The 16,149-nt window shown below is 63.7% G+C and carries 14 protein-coding genes; 7 read left to right on the forward strand and 7 right to left on the reverse strand.

Annotated features, from left to right (window positions below):
* Positions 1-106 precede the first annotated feature (106 nt).
* Positions 107-637, reverse strand: a complete 531-nt coding sequence (locus X268_RS31345; protein WP_128928523.1) for a methylated-DNA--[protein]-cysteine S-methyltransferase — start codon at positions 635-637, stop codon at positions 107-109.
* Between the two features lie 98 nt (positions 638-735).
* On the opposite strand from X268_RS31345, the gene X268_RS31350 reads away from it, so the two are divergent.
* The 3 genes from X268_RS31350 (at position 736) to X268_RS31360 (ending at position 3,988) form a co-directional block, all read left to right on the forward strand.
* On the forward strand, positions 736-1,092 hold the full coding sequence (locus X268_RS31350) for a DUF1304 domain-containing protein (RefSeq protein WP_208764477.1): 357 nt from the start codon (positions 736-738) through the stop codon (positions 1,090-1,092).
* Between the two features lie 162 nt (positions 1,093-1,254).
* On the forward strand, positions 1,255-2,496 hold the full coding sequence (locus X268_RS31355; RefSeq protein WP_128928524.1) for an ABC transporter substrate-binding protein: 1,242 nt from the start codon (positions 1,255-1,257) through the stop codon (positions 2,494-2,496).
* 265 nt (positions 2,497-2,761) lie between these two features.
* Positions 2,762-3,988 (forward strand): ABC transporter substrate-binding protein, encoded by a 1,227-nt coding sequence (locus tag X268_RS31360; protein ID WP_128928525.1) that lies wholly within the window; start codon positions 2,762-2,764, stop codon positions 3,986-3,988.
* 247 nt (positions 3,989-4,235) lie between these two features.
* On the opposite strand, the gene X268_RS31365 is transcribed toward X268_RS31360, so the two are convergent.
* Positions 4,236-4,661 (reverse strand): DUF1330 domain-containing protein, encoded by a 426-nt coding sequence (locus X268_RS31365; protein WP_128928526.1) that lies wholly within the window; start codon positions 4,659-4,661, stop codon positions 4,236-4,238.
* Positions 4,662-4,839: 178 nt separating this feature from the next.
* Between X268_RS31365 and X268_RS31370 the strand changes: the two genes are divergently transcribed.
* Positions 4,840-7,056, forward strand: coding sequence for a transglycosylase domain-containing protein (locus X268_RS31370; RefSeq protein WP_128928527.1), 2,217 nt, complete (start codon positions 4,840-4,842; stop codon positions 7,054-7,056).
* Positions 7,057-7,326: 270 nt separating this feature from the next.
* On the opposite strand, the gene X268_RS31375 is transcribed toward X268_RS31370, so the two are convergent.
* The 4 genes from X268_RS31375 to X268_RS31390 form a co-directional block, all read right to left on the reverse strand.
* Positions 7,327-8,166: a M48 family metallopeptidase gene (locus tag X268_RS31375; protein ID WP_128928528.1), complete on the reverse strand. Its 840-nt coding sequence runs from the start codon at positions 8,164-8,166 to the stop codon at positions 7,327-7,329.
* 217 nt (positions 8,167-8,383) lie between these two features.
* Positions 8,384-9,712: a polyhydroxyalkanoate depolymerase gene (locus X268_RS31380; RefSeq protein ID WP_128928529.1), complete on the reverse strand. Its 1,329-nt coding sequence runs from the start codon at positions 9,710-9,712 to the stop codon at positions 8,384-8,386.
* A 122-nt stretch (positions 9,713-9,834) separates the two neighbouring features.
* Positions 9,835-10,653 carry an ABC transporter permease gene (locus tag X268_RS31385; protein ID WP_128928530.1) on the reverse strand — a complete coding sequence of 273 codons (819 nt, stop codon included), beginning with the start codon at positions 10,651-10,653 and terminating at the stop codon, positions 9,835-9,837.
* Positions 10,654-10,684: 31 nt separating this feature from the next.
* Entirely contained in the window at positions 10,685-11,488 is an 804-nt protein-coding gene (locus X268_RS31390; RefSeq protein WP_128928531.1) for an ABC transporter ATP-binding protein, read from the reverse strand.
* 106 nt (positions 11,489-11,594) lie between these two features.
* Between X268_RS31390 and X268_RS31395 the strand changes: the two genes are divergently transcribed.
* Positions 11,595-12,917, forward strand: coding sequence for an ActS/PrrB/RegB family redox-sensitive histidine kinase (locus X268_RS31395; protein WP_128929450.1), 1,323 nt, complete (start codon positions 11,595-11,597; stop codon positions 12,915-12,917).
* 194 nt (positions 12,918-13,111) lie between these two features.
* Positions 13,112-13,666 (forward strand): ActR/PrrA/RegA family redox response regulator transcription factor, encoded by a 555-nt coding sequence (locus X268_RS31400; protein ID WP_128928532.1) that lies wholly within the window; start codon positions 13,112-13,114, stop codon positions 13,664-13,666.
* A 35-nt stretch (positions 13,667-13,701) separates the two neighbouring features.
* Here the strand turns inward: X268_RS31400 and X268_RS31405 are convergent, their stop codons facing one another.
* A complete protein-coding gene (locus tag X268_RS31405; protein ID WP_128928533.1) occupies positions 13,702-14,193 on the reverse strand; it encodes an MmcB family DNA repair protein in 492 nt (163 codons plus the stop codon).
* Between the two features lie 121 nt (positions 14,194-14,314).
* Here X268_RS31405 and X268_RS31410 point away from each other — a divergent pair, with 121 nt between their 5' ends.
* Complete coding sequence (locus tag X268_RS31410; RefSeq protein ID WP_128928534.1) at positions 14,315-16,015, forward strand: alpha-amylase family protein; 1,701 nt, start codon at positions 14,315-14,317, stop codon at positions 16,013-16,015.
* The last annotated feature ends 134 nt before the right edge of the window (positions 16,016-16,149 follow it).

A 16,149-nucleotide genomic window follows, 5' to 3' on the forward strand; every position in this document is an offset into this window, starting at 1 on the left:
GAACCCGGAATCCATCAAGCCACTGGTGACGCGGATAAATGGATTCCGGGTTCGCGCTGCGCGCGCCCCGGAATGACGAATGGAGAGAGTTCGGCGTACTACGTCTTCAAACCTCCACGCCCTCGTGCCGCAGCAGCCACCTCTTCCGCTCCAGGCCGCCGCTATATTTCACCAGCGAGCCGTCTGCGCCAATTAACCGATGGCACGGCAGCACGACGCTGATCGGATTGGAGCCGTTCGCATGACCAACCGCACGAATGGCCTTCGGCATATCGATCTTCGCAGCCATCGCGCCGTAGCTCATCGTGGTGCCGGCGGGAATCTTCGCCAGCGCAGTCCAGACCTTTTGCTGGAACGGCGTGCCGGCGATGCGCCAGGCGATGGACGAGAGCTGACCAAGCTCACCTTCGAAATAGCCCGACAGTGCCGTCCGCATGGCCGCGGGCGCAGGTCGGTCGCTCAGATTCACCGCGCCGTAGTGCAGACGCAGCAGCTCGCGCATGCGGTGCTCGTAGTCTTCCCAGTCGAGTGCGCGCAAGGCGCCCTCGGCATCGGTGACGAGCAGCGCGATGCCGATCGGCGTGGTCAGGCGATCGAGGCCGAAGCTAGCGAATGGTTTGGTCGGTCGGCTGGCCATTGCGGCACCATTGCATCGAAACGCGCCATCGCACTTGCCACGCCGGCCATGCTAACGTCCACCCGAAAGCTGACGCTTTTGGGGGGCTCACCTTGATCTTGATCGCCAATGTCCTGGTGGCGCTGGTCGCCGCGCTGCACGTCTTCTTCCTGATCCTGGAGATGTTTCTCTGGGACAAGCCGCAGGGCCTGAAGGTGTTTCGCAATACGCCGGAGAAGGCTGAGATCACGAAGGTGCTGGCCGCCAACCAGGGCCTCTATAACGGCTTCCTCGCCGCCGGCCTGATCTGGGGTCTCGTCCACGGCAACCCGGCCTTTGCGTTCCAGGTCAAGGTGTTCTTCCTGCTTTGCGTGATCGTCGCCGGCGCCTATGGCGCCGCGACCGTCAGCAGTCGCATCCTGATGGTGCAGGCGCTGCCGGCGGCGGTCGCGCTGGTTGCATTGTTCCTGGCCTGACGCGCCTGACCTTAAGGCTCCCTGGCCTGAGACGGTACGGCGCAGCGCTGCAATCCTTGCGCGGCGGCAAGCCTTCCTCCACAATCTTCGGCAGCGATGGCGACCGTTGCAATCAACGGAAAAGACCGTCGGCCGAAAATTCCGTCAGGAGGAACACCCCAGATGAGCAATCGCAGAGCCTTTCTAGCTGCCACGGCGGCGCTCGCCTTCGCGTTCTCAGCGAGCCAAGCCTTCGTAAGTGAAGCCCTGGCCCAGAAGAAATACGACACCGGGGCGAGCGACACCGAGATCAAGATCGGCCAGACCGTGCCGTTCTCGGGCCCCTATTCCGTCTACGCCAATATCGGCAAGACCCAGGCCGCCTACTTCAAGATGATCAACGATCAAGGCGGCATCAACGGCCGCAAGATCCACCTGATCCAATATGACGACGCCTATTCGCCGCCGAAGACGGTGGAGCAGGTGCGCAAGCTCGTCGAGGGCGACGAGGTGCTGTTTACCTTCCAGCTGATCGGCACCGCCGCCAATGCAGCCGTGCAAAAATATCTCAATGGCAAGAAGGTGCCGCAGTTGCTGGCGTCGACCGGCGCGGCTCGCTTCAACGATCCCCAGAACTATCCCTGGACCATCGCCTACAATCCCAACTACGTGTCCGAGGGGCGCATCTACGCCAAATACATTCTCAAGGAGCACCCGAACGCGAAGATCGGCGTGCTCTACCAGAACGACGACATGGGCCGCGACTATCTCGCCGGCCTCAAGAGCGGCCTCGGCGACAAGGCCGCCAGCATGATCGTCGGCGAGGTCTCCTACGAGGTCACCGACCCCACCGTCGATTCCCAGGTGGTCAAGCTGAAGTCGATGGGTGTCGACGTGTTCTTCGACGCCTCGACCCCGAAATTTGCGGCACAGGCGATCAAGAAGCTTGCCGACCTCGGCTGGTCGCCCGTGCACATTGTCGACATCAATGCGAGCCCGATCTCGGCGACGCTGAAGCCGGCCGGCCTCGATATCTCCAAGGGCATCATCTCGACCCAATATGGCAAGGAGCCCGGCGACCCGCAGTGGAAGGACGATCCGGGCGTGAAGGCCTTCTTCGCCTTCATGGACAAGTATTTCCCGGAAGGCGACAAGCTCAACACCGTCAACACCTATGCCTATTCGGTGGCGGAGCTGCTGGTGCAGGTGCTGAAGCAATGCGGCGACGATCTGACGCGTGAGAACATCATGAGGCAGGTCGCCAACATCAAGAACTTCACGCCGAGCTTCGCGCTGCCCGGCATCAAGATCAACACCGGGCCGAACGACTTCCGCGTCAACAAGCAGATGCAGATGATGAGGTTCAACGGCGAACGCTGGGAGCTGTTCGGACCAATCATCGAGGACACCGGACCATCGGGCTAGCACGTCCGGGATCCCCCGCCTCTGCCCGGGCAGAGTCACGTTGCGGACGCTCCGCACCCACGGTGCGGAGCGTCCTGCTTTTCACGCTGCCCACGTCGTCAACCATGCCTGCAGGTCCCCGTGCCGGTTCGACTAAAGTCGCTGCCGTGACCAGCATGTAATCTTGCGTCGCAGCAAAGCCTTCGCCACACTCGCGTCCAGCGATGACGTCCGCCGCCACGGTGGCGGAAAGATCGTCCGCGATAACAAACCGAGGAAATTGCGAATGAGGAACGGACTTTTGCATCTGGTCACTGGCACGGCGCTCGCCTTGGCGCTGTCGGTCTCGGCAGCCAATGCCCAGAAGAAATATGATCCCGGCGCGTCCGACACCGAAATCAAGATCGGCCAGACCAACCCGTTCAGCGGCCCCGCTTCCGCCTATGCCACGATCGGCAAGACGCAGGCCGCCTATTTCAAGATGATCAACGACAAGGGCGGCATCAACGGCCGCAAGATCAACCTGGTCCAGTATGACGACGCCTATTCGCCGCCGAAGGCCGTGGAGCAGGTGCGCAAGCTCGTCGAGAGCGACGAGGTGCTGCTCACCTTCCAGCTTCTCGGCACCCCGTCGAACGCTGCCGTGCAGAAATATCTCAACGCCAAGAAAGTGCCGCAGCTCTTCGCGGCCACCGGCGCCTCGAAGTTCACCGACCCCAAGAACTTCCCGTGGACGATGGGCTTCAACCCCAACTACTTCGTCGAAGGCCGCATCTACGGCCAGTACATCATCAAGAACCATCCGAATGCCAAGATCGGCGTGCTCTACCAGAACGACGATCTCGGCAAAGACTATCTGAACGGCATCAAGGCCGGGCTTGGAGACAAGGCCTCCAGCATGATCGTCGCGGAAGCTTCATACGAGGTGTCCGACCCCACCATCGATTCGCAGATCCTCAAGATCAAATCGGCAGGCGCCGACTTGTTCTTCAGCGCCACGACGCCGAAACAGGCCGCGCAGGCGATCAAGAAGATCGCCGAGCTCGACTGGCATCCCGTGCACATTCTCGACATCAACGCCACGTCGGTCGGCGCCGTGATGAAGCCCGCAGGCCTTGAAGCGTCCAAGGGCGTGATCAGCGTCAATTACGGCAAAGATCCGCTCGATCCGACCTGGAAGGACGATCCCGGCATGAAGAAATATTTCGAGTTCATGGCCAAGTACTATCCGGACGGCGACAAGGACTCGAGCTTCAACAGCTACGGCTACTCGACCTCGCAGCTGATGGCTTACGTCCTGCAGAAATGCGGCGACGACCTCACCCGCGAGAACGTCATGAAGGTCGCCACCAGCCTGAAGGACGTGGAGCTCGACCTGTCGCTGCCCGGCATCAAGGCCAACACCTCGCCGACCGACTACCGCGTCAACAAGCAGCTTCAGATGATGAAGTTCAACGGCGAGCGCTGGGAGCTGTTCGGCCCGATCCTGGAGGACGCAGGTCCGGCGGGTTAGTGGTTGGTCGATCTCTGAATGACATCGGCGGCCTGCGGGCCGCCGATTTTGTTTGAAGCAGGCTCAATCCAACACCGTCACCCTGAGGTGGCCGCTTCTTCAGCGGCCCTCGAAGGGCGACGGCCCGGCCGGCGGCCGCGCGGAAGCATCCGGGCCGTGCATCCTTCGAGGCTCCCCGCGCGATACTTTGCATCGCGCCGCTCGCACCTCAGGATGACGGGGAGAGAGAGTGGCGCGCGAATACACCTTATGCCGGTATCTCCCCAAAGTTCTTCCCCACCGGCAGCACCGCGTGCCGAATCAGCCGAGAATCCTCCACCGCGGCCTGGCGATGCTTGACCGCCTCGCGATAGACGGGATCGCGGATCATCTCGACGAAAGCCGCGACGCTCGGATACTCCGCGATGAAGCAATGGTCCCAGCGTTCGTCTTGCGGGCCGATCAGCATCAGCTCGAACCTGCCCTGCCAGACGATGCGGCCGCCGAGGCGCTCGAACACCGGGCCGCTCTCGCGGCCATAGGCCGCATAGGCTTCCGCGCCGCTTGCCTTGCGGCCATCAGGGTAGGCCGCTTCTTTCCGCAACCGCACCAGATTGAGCATGTGGATCGGGCCGGGACGGTCGTTCTCCCGGAACTGCGCGAAGATCTCCTTGGTCGGATCGATATGGCCCATGAGCGCTCCTCGTATGCTTCCTCTTCTTGTGCCGGCGATCCTAGCTTTGTCGCCGTGGATGCGGAACTGCGGCAGGCGAATGCCCCACCTCCTAATCACGCGTTAACACCGGGGGAACCGGGCCTTAAACAGCGACCGCTAGCGTCTCGGCGGGGCGGGCTGACCGGGCGGATTGCGTATGGCGTGGGGAAAGAAAAAGGGTGGGCGGAAGGAGCCGCTGTTCGGCTTGCCCGCAGCGCTCGCCGATCTGCGCCTGAACCCGGCCGATCGCATTCCCGGCGGCGACGACAAGCCGAAGAAACCAGCGAAATCATCCGCCAAGCGCAAGAGCGAGGATGCTGGCGACGAGCCGCCGCGCGAGCGCAAGGCGCCGGCCGGCCGCAGCGGCGCCAAGCGACGCACGAAGTCGCGCGGCGGCTTCAGCCTTGGCCGCCTCGTCTATTGGGGCGCGGTGCTGAGTCTGTGGGGCTTCATCGCCGTGACCGGTGTCGTGATCTATGTCGGCGCCCATCTGCCGCCGATCCAGTCGCTGGAGATCCCAAAGCGTCCGCCGACGATCCAGATCGTCGGCATCGACGGCAGCGTGCTGGCGCAGCGCGGCGAGATGGCCGGCGCCAACGTCGCGCTGAGCGACCTGCCGCCTTACCTGCCGAAGGCGTTCATCGCCATCGAGGACCGCCGCTTCTATTCGCATTTCGGCATCGATCCTGTCGGCATCCTGCGCGCCCTCGTCACCAATGTGCTCCATCGCGGCGTGTCGCAGGGCGGCTCGACGCTGACGCAGCAGCTCGCCAAGAATCTGTTCCTGACCCAGGAGCGCACCATGCAGCGCAAGCTGCAAGAGGCGGAGCTCGCGATCTGGCTGGAGCGCAAGCATTCCAAGAACGAGATCCTGGAGCTCTATCTCAACCGCGTCTATTTCGGCTCCGGCGCCTATGGCGTCGAGGCGGCGGCGCAGAAATATTTCGGCAAGTCGGCCAAGAACGTCACCGTCGCCGAGGCCGCGATGCTGGCCGGCCTCGTCAAGTCGCCCTCGCGCCTGGCACCGAACCGCAATCCCGAAGGCGCCGAGGCGCGCGCGCAGATCGTGCTCGCGGCGATGGCGGATGCCAACTTCATCACCGACGCGCAGGCAAAGGCCTCGATCGGCCATCCCTCCTACAATGTGAAGCCGGCGGGGGCCGGCACCGTCAACTACGTCGCCGACTGGATCGGCGAGGTGCTGGACGACCTGGTCGGCCAGATCGACGAGAGCATCAAGGTCGAAACCACGATCGATCCGAAGCTGCAGAGCGTGGCGGAAGCGGCCATCATCGACGAACTCGCGGCCAAGAGCGTGAAGTTCAATGTCAGCCAGGGCGCGCTGGTGGCGATGACGCCCGACGGCGCTGTGCGCGCCATGGTCGGCGGGCGGAACTATTCCGAGAGCCAGTACAACCGCGCGGTGACGGCCAAGCGCCAGCCGGGCTCCTCGTTCAAGCCGTTCGTGTACCTCACCGCGCTCGAGCAGGGCCTGACCCCGGACACGGTGCGGCAGGACGCGCCGATCGAGGTCAAGGGCTGGAAGCCTGAGAACTACACCCATGAATATTTCGGCGCGGTGACGCTGACGCAGGCGCTGGCGATGTCGCTCAACACCGTCGCCATCCGCCTCGGGCTCGAGGTCGGACCGAAGAACGTGGTCCGCACCGCGCACCGGCTCGGCATCTCCTCCAAGCTCGAGCCCAACGCCTCGATCGCGCTCGGCACCTCGGAGGTCTCGGTGGTCGAACTGGTCGGCGCCTATGCGCCGTTCGCCAATGGCGGCTTCGCGGTCGCACCGCATGTGGTCACGCGGATCCGGACGCTCAGCGGCAAGCTGCTCTACATGCGCCAGCCCGAGGAGCGCAATCCGGTGATCGATCCCCGCTATGTCGGCATGATGAACGCGATGATGCGGGAGACGCTGATATCGGGCACCGCCAAGAAGGCCGAGATCCGGGGCTGGCCCGCGGCTGGCAAGACCGGCACCAGCCAGGATTATCGCGACGCCTGGTTCATCGGCTACACCGCCAACCTCGTTACCGGCGTCTGGCTCGGCAATGACGACAACTCGCCGACCAAGAAGGCCACTGGCGGCGGCCTGCCGGTGGAAGTGTGGTCGCGCTTCATGCGCACCGCGCACGAGGGCGTGGCGGTGGCAGCCCTGCCGAGCTCGGCAGGCGGCTGGGGGCTATCGAACCTCGCACAGGCGGCCTCGCAGGTGTCACCGCCCACGGCGATCGCGCCCGCACCGGCTGCGGTCAACACGGGCGTCTATCGCCCACCGCCACCGACACGCGCCAATGCGCGGCCGGAGGCTGCGGCAGGGCTCGATGGCTGGCTGATGGACCGGCTGTTTGGCGGAAACCGATAGATTCTGTCTGAGGTCGCAGGTGACCTCAGAACAAAAATCGCGAAAACAAGCCCATGCACAGTAGCCGGAGATAACGAAATCAACGGCTTGCGCGGGCGGCAAAAATACCGAACGGGCCCTACGCTGTCTCCCCGCGAAAGCGGGGCATCGAGTACGCCGCAGCTTCTCGACTCGACAACGGCGGTCTCTGGAATACTGGATCGCCCGCTTTCGCGGGCGATGACAGTGCTTGCTGAGTTAGCGCCGAGGGCGTGATCTGCGGCCGAGGCCCTAATCCTCGGCCCCGTACCGGTGCAGATCGTTGCCGTAGGTGTCGAGCCACTTCTTGGCGCGCTCCATCGACGGGCAGACTTTTCCGCACACGCGCCAGAACCGCGCCGAATGGTTCATCTCGACGAGATGGGCGACTTCGTGCGCGGCGAGGTAGTCGAGCACGAAGGGCGGCGCGAGGATCAGGCGCCAGGAGAATGACAGCGAGCCGGCCGAGGTGCAGGAGCCCCAGCGGCTGGACTGATCGCGGATCGAGAGCCGCTTGACCCTGACGCCGAGCTCGGCAGCGTAGGCCTCCGCCGAACGCTGGAGGTCGCGGCGCGCCTCGCGCTTGAGGAAGTCCCCGACGCGGCGATCGACATGTTCGAGCCCGCCGGCGACGCAGAGGATGCGTTCGCCGCTATCGCGCATCTCGGTCCACACCGTGCCGCGCTGACCGGCGCGATGAACGATGCGATGCGGCGTGCCGCGCAGCGGTATCACCGTGCCCGGCTGGAACGGCGCGGCCTTCGGCAGGCGACCGAGACGCGCGGCAATCCACGCGCCGTGGCGCTGCGCAAAGTCCTTGGCCTCGGCCAGCGTGCCGCGCGGCGGCATGGTGAGGATGGCTTCGCGATCGCTCGGATGGATTCTGAGCGTGTAGCGGCGCGCACGGCGATGCCGGCGCAATCGGATGGCAAAAAACTGCGATCCGTGGGTGATGACGAGGGTCTTCGGTTCGTGAGGCCGACGATAGAGGAGTGCGCGAGTGGCCATGTCTGTCAGTCCGGGGGGCAGGAGAGCGCCCGGATTCTGCCATAACCGCCGCCAGGGAAAGCGCTCGGCGCAAAAACAAATCATTTGCCCAATATACAGCGGTCTGGAGTCCGGGAGACCCTACAGACTGGGGTCGGAACCGGGTTTTTTCGCCCCCGCTGGACGCATGCGACACCCCCAAGGGGTGAGGACAGACTCACTCCTATAAAGCTACCTAAATACCGCGAATCTGGAGGAAAACAGACCCGGCCGGGACGTGCGGCAGGGTCTGATTTTTTGACGGGAAAGCCGAAAACCCGGGTTATTCGGCGGCGCGAGCCTGCAATGAACTCGGATTCGCCGCCGAAACCATGAAGTCATGAATGCGCGGCACGATTTCCGACCTGAAGCGCGATCCATTGAACACGCCGTAATGTCCAACGCCCTTCTGGACGTAATGAACACGGCGATGATCGGGAATCGAGCTGCACAATGTGTGCGTCGCTTCGGTCTGACCGAGACCGGAGATGTCGTCGTTCTCGCCTTCGACCGTCATCAACGCGACGCGCGTGACCTTGGAGGGATCGACGCGTGTTCCGCGATGGGTCATCTCGCCCTTCGGCAGCGAGTGCTTCACGAAAACGGTATCGACGGTCTGCAGGTAATACTCGGCGGAGAGGTCCATCACCGCGAGATATTCGTCATAGAATTCGCGATGCTTGTCGACGAGGTCGCCGTCGCCCTTCACCAGATGGGCAAAGAGTTGCTTGTGGGCGTCCATATGCCGGTCGAGATTCATGCTGATGAAGCCGTTGAGCTGCAGGAATCCCGGATAGACATCACGCATCATGCCCGGATGCGGAAACGGCACCTTGGTGATGACGTGGTTGCGGAACCAGTCGATGCCGCGCTCCTGGGCGAGGTCGTTCACCGCGGTCGGATTGCGACGGGTGTCGATCGGCCCGCCCATCAGCGTCATCGAGATCGGCACGAAGGGATCGCGCCGCGCCTCCATGATCGAGACCGCGGCGACGACGGGCACCGAGGGCTGGCACACCGCCATGACGTGGGTGTTGCCGCCGAGAACGTGCAGCATCTCGATGATGTAGTCGATGTAATCGTCGAGATCGAAACGGCCCTCGCTGAGCGGCACCATGCGGGCATCAGCCCAGTCGGTGATGTAGACCTCATGCGCGGGCAGGAAGGCCTCGACCGTGCCGCGGAGCAGCGTCGCATAATGGCCGGACATCGGCGCGACGATCAGCACGCGCGGCTGCGGGCTGCGCAGCGGACGGGTGAATTTGCGATCGAAATAGAGCAGCCGGCAAAACGGCTTTTCCCAGACCGAACGGATCTCGACGGGGACGCGGATGCCATTGACCTCGGTGTCGTCGAGACCCCATTCCGGCTTGCCGTAGCGGCGCGTGGTGCGCTCGAACAATTCACAGGCCGCGGCGACCGACTTGCCCACCTCGGTGCGCGCCCAGGGATTGAGCGGATTCTGAAACAGCAGCTTGGTGGCGTCGGTAACCGCACGTGCCGGATTGAGAGAGGCGTGCGCCATCTCATACATCCAGTACATCGGCGTCGTCAGGACCGGACTGCCTTCGGCCGCCAGGGGCGGCGCGCCGCCAAACTCACCAATGGGCATCGCTATATTCCTCTTCGCATCGCAGCATACTGCCGAATGCGTAATATTGCGTCAATGCATGGTTCCGTACATCTACGTAGCCGAACCCGGGCAAAACAGCCTGAATCCACGAGAAAGTGACACTATTCGCCGCCAGACAGCAGCGAGCCGTTTCGCTTGGCGCTGCGCAAAAGGGCAAGGAATGCCCCAAAAGATGCAACCAGAAGCACGGCATTGATGGCCAGTGCATCCAGCATCAGGTCGGTGCGGAAGCTGTTCTCGATCAGGAGCGCGCGCATGCCCTCGAACACGTAAGTCGGCGGCAGCGTCCAGGCGACGTATTGCAGCCAGACCGGCAGCACGCTGACGGGATAATAGATGCAGGCGAGCGGCATGATCGCGAACATCATCGTCCAGACGATGCTCTCGGCGCCAAGGCCGTTCCGCAGTACGAGGCCCGAGACGAAGATGCCGACCGACCAGCTGGTGAAGATCAGGTTGCAGAAGAAGGCGATCAGCGGCAGGCCGAGCGCATAGACGTTGAAGTGAAACAGGAACAGCGCCAGCAGTGTCATCGGGATGATCCCGATCGCAAGCCGGATCAGGCTCATGACCGTCAGCGACAGCAGAAACTCGATCGGCCTTAAGGGGCTCATCATGAGGTTGCCGAGATTGCGCGCCCACATCTCCTCCAGGAACGAGATGGAGAAGCCGAGCTGGCCGCGGAACAGGATGTCCCAGAGGATGACGGCGCCGATCAGCGTGCCGCCGGCGCGGGCGAAGAAGCTGGCGTTCTGCGCGATGTAGTACTGGATAAAGCCCCAGGTTATGACCTGCAGCGCCGGCCAGTACAAGAGCTCGAGCAGCCGCGGCCAGGACGACAGCAGGAGATACCAATAGCGCAGGATCATCGCGCCGATGCGATGGACCGAGATGCCGCGGTGGAGGGAGACGGCGGTCATGGCGCTCTCCCGTAGCCATTCAGAGATTTGCTCACCTCACCGCCTCCTTGGCGCCATTCGCCCGGCCGCGCGCGACATCCAAAAACACCTCCTCCAGCGTGGTGCGGTTGTAGCGGGCCATGATCGCCTCCGGTGTGTCGTCGTCCTCGATGCGGCCGCGCTTCATGATGATGACGCGGTCGCAGAGCCGCTCGACCTCGAGCATGTTGTGCGAAGCCAAAAGGATGGTGGCATTGTTCTGCTTGCGATAGCGCTCCAGATGCGCGCGCACCCAGTCGGCGGTATCAGGGTCGAGCGAGGCGGTCGGCTCGTCCAGGAGCAACAGCTCGGGCTGGTTGATCAGCGCCTTGGCCAGCGCGACGCGGGTCTTCTGCCCGGCGGAGAGCTTGCCGTTGGCACGGTCGATGAAGTCGGTGAGGTCGAGATCCTCGGCAAGCTCGGCAATGCGGCCGGCGAGGTTCTTCACGGCATAGAGCTTGCCGAAAACGGTGAGGTTCTGTCGCACCGTGAGCCGCATCGGCATGTCGACATAGGGGCTCTCGAAATTCATCCGCCCCAGCACGGCCGCGCTCTCCTCGGGCATCTCATGACCGAGCACCTGGACGCGGCCGGAGGTCGGCAGCACCAGGCCCATGATCATCGCGATGGTCGTGGTCTTGCCGGCGCCGTTGCCGCCCAGAAGCCCGGTGATGCTGCCGCGCGGCAGCGAAAAGGAGATGCCGTCGACGGCGCGGGTCTGCTTGTAGACCTTGACGACGTGATCGACCGCGATCGCCGCGGACGGGATGTGCTCCGCGACAGTCGGCCGGCTTGAAGCCTTTTCGTTCTCGGTCATGCTGACCGTTCTTCTGCTATTGCGGCAGGGAGCGCAAGGCTTGTAATCCGGTGGTTCCGCGAGCCCAGCGTATGTGACCTTAGAAGGCGCCGCCACATTGGCCGATATGACCGAAATTGCCGCCTCCAGCTTCCGCCACGCGCAGCGGCATATCCGCCTGGACACGATCCTCCGGCTGCGCTGGCTCGCGGTGCTGGGCCAGCTCGCCGCGATCTTCATCGTGGCGCAGGGGTTGGAGTTCAATGTCGAGATCGTTCCCTGCGTCAGCATCATCGCCCTGTCGGCGTCGCTGAATCTGGCGCTCCAGACCGCGGTCAATCCGATGCAGCGGCTGGAGCCGATGCAGGCGGCTGGCCTGCTGGCGCTGAACATCGTGGAACTGGCTGGGCTGTTGTTCTTCACCGGGGGTTTGCAGAACCCGTTCTCGTTCCTGTTTCTCGCGCCAGTGCTGATCTCGGCCACGGCGCTGCCGGCGCGCTTCACATTCGGCCTCGGCCTGCTCGCGGTCGCCTGCGCTTCGGTGCTGTTCTTCTTCCCCCTGCCGCTGCCCTGGGATTCCGACGATCCGCTGGTGCTGCCGCCGATCTATCTCGTCGGCGTCTGGCTCTCGATCGCGCTCGCGATCGGCGTCACCAGCCTCTACTCGTTCCAGGTGACGGAAGAGGCGCGCAAGCTCGCCGACGCGCTGGCCGCAACCGAGCTGGTGCTGACGCGCGAGCAGCATCTGACCCAGCTCGACGGGCTCGCAGCCGCGGCCGCGCATGAGCTCGGCACGCCGCTCGCCACGATCTTCCTGATCTCGCGCGAGCTGGAAAAGACGGTGAAGGACCCCAGCTTTGCCGCCGATCTGAAGACGCTGCGCGAGCAGACCCAGCGCTGCCGCGATATCCTCAGCAAGATCACCCAGCTGTCCTCCACGGGCGCGCCGTTCGACCGCATGAAGCTGTCGGAGCTGATCGAGGAGGTGGTGGCCCCACACCGCGATTTCGGCGTCGAGATCAAGGTGCGGATCGCGGTCGCCGCCGTGGCCGAGCCGGTCGGCTCGCGCAATCCGGCGATCCTCTACGGCTTTGGCAACATCGTCGAGAACGCGGTTGATTTCGCCCGCAGCACGGTCGAGGTGAACGCCTGGTGGAACAGGGACACGATCGAGCTTGTCATCTCCGACGACGGCCCCGGCATTCCGCCCGACATCCTCAACCGCATCGGCGAGCCCTATCTGTCGCGGCGCCGCAGCCAGGATGACGGCAGCGGCGAACGGCGCGGCCTCGGGCTCGGCGTGTTCATCGCGCGCACATTGCTCGAACGCACCGGTGCCAAGGTCTCGTTTACCAACCGGACCTTTCCGGAACACGGTGCCGTGGTCCAGATCACGTGGCCGCGACAACGCTTTGAGGCTATCGAGACCCTCGAAGAAACAATAGGATAGGCATGATCCCGGAAAAGTGTTCAGCGGTTTTCCGATAGGATCATGCTGACAACAAGAACCGCGAGCGCGATGAGAATTCATCGCGCTTGAGGCCGCGACCTTGCGTCGCACAACGGGGCCGATCGACTATCGGCGGCCTTGGCACCGCCCGATTGCGAGGCCATATGTAGACGCGCTGGAGAGAGGACAAAACCTTGAACGCCATCGCCGAACTGAACGAACAGACCGATCGCTCGCTGCTCATCGTCGAAGACGACAAGCCGTTCCTGGAGCGGTTGTCGCGCGCCATGGAGACGCGCGGCTTTGCGGTGACGTCATGCGATACCGTCTCGGACGGCCTTGCGCAGATCGGCAAGGCAGCGCCCGCATACGCCGTGGTTGATCTGCGGCTCGGCGACGGCAACGGCCTCGACGTGGTCTCGGCGCTGAAGAAGAAGCGCCCGGATGCGCGCGCGATCGTGCTGACCGGCTATGGCAACATCGCCACCGCTGTGACCGCGGTGAAGATGGGTGCGATCGATTATCTCCCCAAGCCCGCCGATGCCGACGACGTCGTCGCGGCGCTGCTGTCGACCAGTGCGGAGAAATCCGAGCTGCCGACCAACCCGATGTCCGCCGATCGCGTGCGCTGGGAGCACATCCAGCGCATCTACGAGATGTGCAACCGCAACGTCTCGGAGACGGCGCGCCGCCTCAACATGCACCGCCGCACGCTGCAGCGCATCCTGGCTAAGCGCGCGCCGAGGTAAAGGCGTCGTAGGGTGGGCAAAGGCGCGTAGCGCCGCTACTCCCAAAAATCTGCGTGGCCCTGCGGATCGACCAGGCGGTTGATCCGCAAGGCCCCCGCCATTCCAAACCGGACCGTCATCTGCTTCCTGGTGGCGGCGGCGAGCTTGTGCTCGGGCGCTTCGCAGTGCATGTGCGCGCCGTAAGCGTCGGCGACGATCAGGCCGGTGCCTTCCGGAAAGATCTCGCACGGCAGGTCCTGCGTGAAGGCGAAGAACAGCCGGTCGCAATGGGCGCGGTATTCGAGCCATTTCTGGTCGGCACGCAGATCCTCCACCGACGATTTGATCTCGACGATCCAGATTTCACCGCGCTCGTTCAGCGCCACCAGATCGGCACGCCGGCCCGATGGCAGCGGCAATTCGCTGATGCAGGAGAAGCCGAGCGAACGGAGCAGCCGGGACGTGCCGCGCGCAATCGCGAGCGCCGTCTCGGACTGGCGGCGATCGGGCGGTGGCACAAGGGCGATGTTGCGGGCGGTGTTGTCCATGGCGGGAGAGTAGCCGATTCCGTGAGAGGCGGACACTGCCCGATGGAGCCGCGGAACCTCACCTCCCCCACGCGCTTATCACGCAGCCGCCCAGCCGGGCGGAACCACCCAGGCTGCGCGCATGATCGACGATCTCTGGTACAAGAACGGCGTGATCTATTGCCTGTCCGTCGGCTCCTATATGGACGCCAACGGCGACGGGGTCGGCGATTTCAAGGGCCTGTTGCGCCGGCTCGATTACCTTCATGGCCTCGGCATCACCACGATCTGGCTGATGCCGTTCCAGACCTCGCCGGGCCGCGACGATGGCTACGACATCGCCGATTATTACAGCGTCGATCCCCGCTACGGCACGCTGGGCGATTTCGTCGAGTTCGCCCATGGCTGCAAGCAGCGCGGCATCCGCGTCATCATCGACCTCGTCGTCAATCACACCTCGGACCAGCATCACTGGTTCAAGGAAGCGCGGCGCGACAAGAACTCGCCCTATCGCGACTGGTATGTGTGGTCCGACACAAAGCCGGCCGGCGCCAATAAGGGCATGGTGTTTCCCGGCGTGCAGAAATCGACCTGGACGCGCGACAAGGAATCGGGCGCGTATTACTTCCACCGCTTCTACGATTTCCAGCCCGATCTCAACACGTCGAACCCGCATGTGCAGGCCGAGATCCTCAAGATCATGGGCTTCTGGATCCAGCTCGGCGTCTCCGGCTTCCGCATGGATGCCGTGCCCTTCGTGATCGCGACCAAGGGCGCGAAGGTGAAGAAGCCGGTCGAGCAATACGACATGCTGCGCGCGTTCCGCGAATTCCTGCAATGGCGGCAGGGCGATGCTATCATCCTTGCCGAAGCCAACGTGCTGCCGAAGACGGACATGGAGTATTTCGGCCGCGACGCCGACCGCATGCACATGATGTTCAACTTCCACGTCAACCAGCATCTGTTCTATGCGCTGGCCTCCGCCGACTGCCGTCCGCTGGCGAAGGCGCTGAAGGCGACCAAGCCGCGGCCCGCCACGGCGCAATGGGGCCTGTTCCTGCGCAATCACGACGAACTCGATCTCGGCCGCCTGACCAAGGCGCAGCGCGATGCCGTGTTCAAGGCATTCGGTCCCGACAAGGACATGCAGCTCTACGACCGCGGCATCCGCCGGCGTCTCGCGCCGATGCTGGGTGGCGACCGCAGGCGACTCGAGCTCGCCTACAGCCTGATGTGCACGCTGCCGGGAACGCCCGTGATCCGCTACGGCGACGAGATCGCGATGGGCGACGACCTCTCGCTGCCCGAGCGCAATTGCGCGCGCACGCCGATGCAATGGTCAACGGAGCCGCATGGTGGCTTCACCAAGAGCGACAAGCCGGCCTGCCCGGTGATCGACAAGGGGCCGTATGGCTATCCGCACGTCAACGTCGCCAAGCAGCGGCGCGATCCGAACTCGATGCTGAACTGGACCGAGCGCATCGTCCGCATGCGAAAAGAGGTGCCGGAGGTTGGCTGGGGCGATTTCACGGTCATTGCAACGCGCGATCCGGCCGTGTTCATCATGCGCTACGACTGGCGCAACAATTCGGTGCTGTTCGTGCATAATCTCGACGAGAAGCCGCGCGAGATCGCGTTCTCGGCGGGGCTGCCTGCTGATGCCGGCGCGCACCTGATCAATCTGCTCGCGGAGGACCACAGCCACGCCGACAAGCGCGGCCAGCACCGCGTCGTGCTGGAGCCTTACGGTTATCGCTGGTACCGCGTCGGCGGGCTGGATTATCTCTTGAAGCGGAGCGATATCGACCGGAATGCGGTGCGCGGGAAGAAGCATCCGGGCTAGTAGCGCCCTACCGTAACCGCACACTCCACTGTCGTCCCCGGAACGCGGGGACCCATAATCACAGGGAGGAGTTGAGGCGAGCAGGCAACTTCGAATCTTCGTCAAACTGCTCCCTGTGGTTATGGGTCTCGGAT

The sequence above is a fragment of the Bradyrhizobium guangxiense genome, assembly GCF_004114915.1.
Taxonomy (GTDB): domain Bacteria; phylum Pseudomonadota; class Alphaproteobacteria; order Rhizobiales; family Xanthobacteraceae; genus Bradyrhizobium; species Bradyrhizobium guangxiense.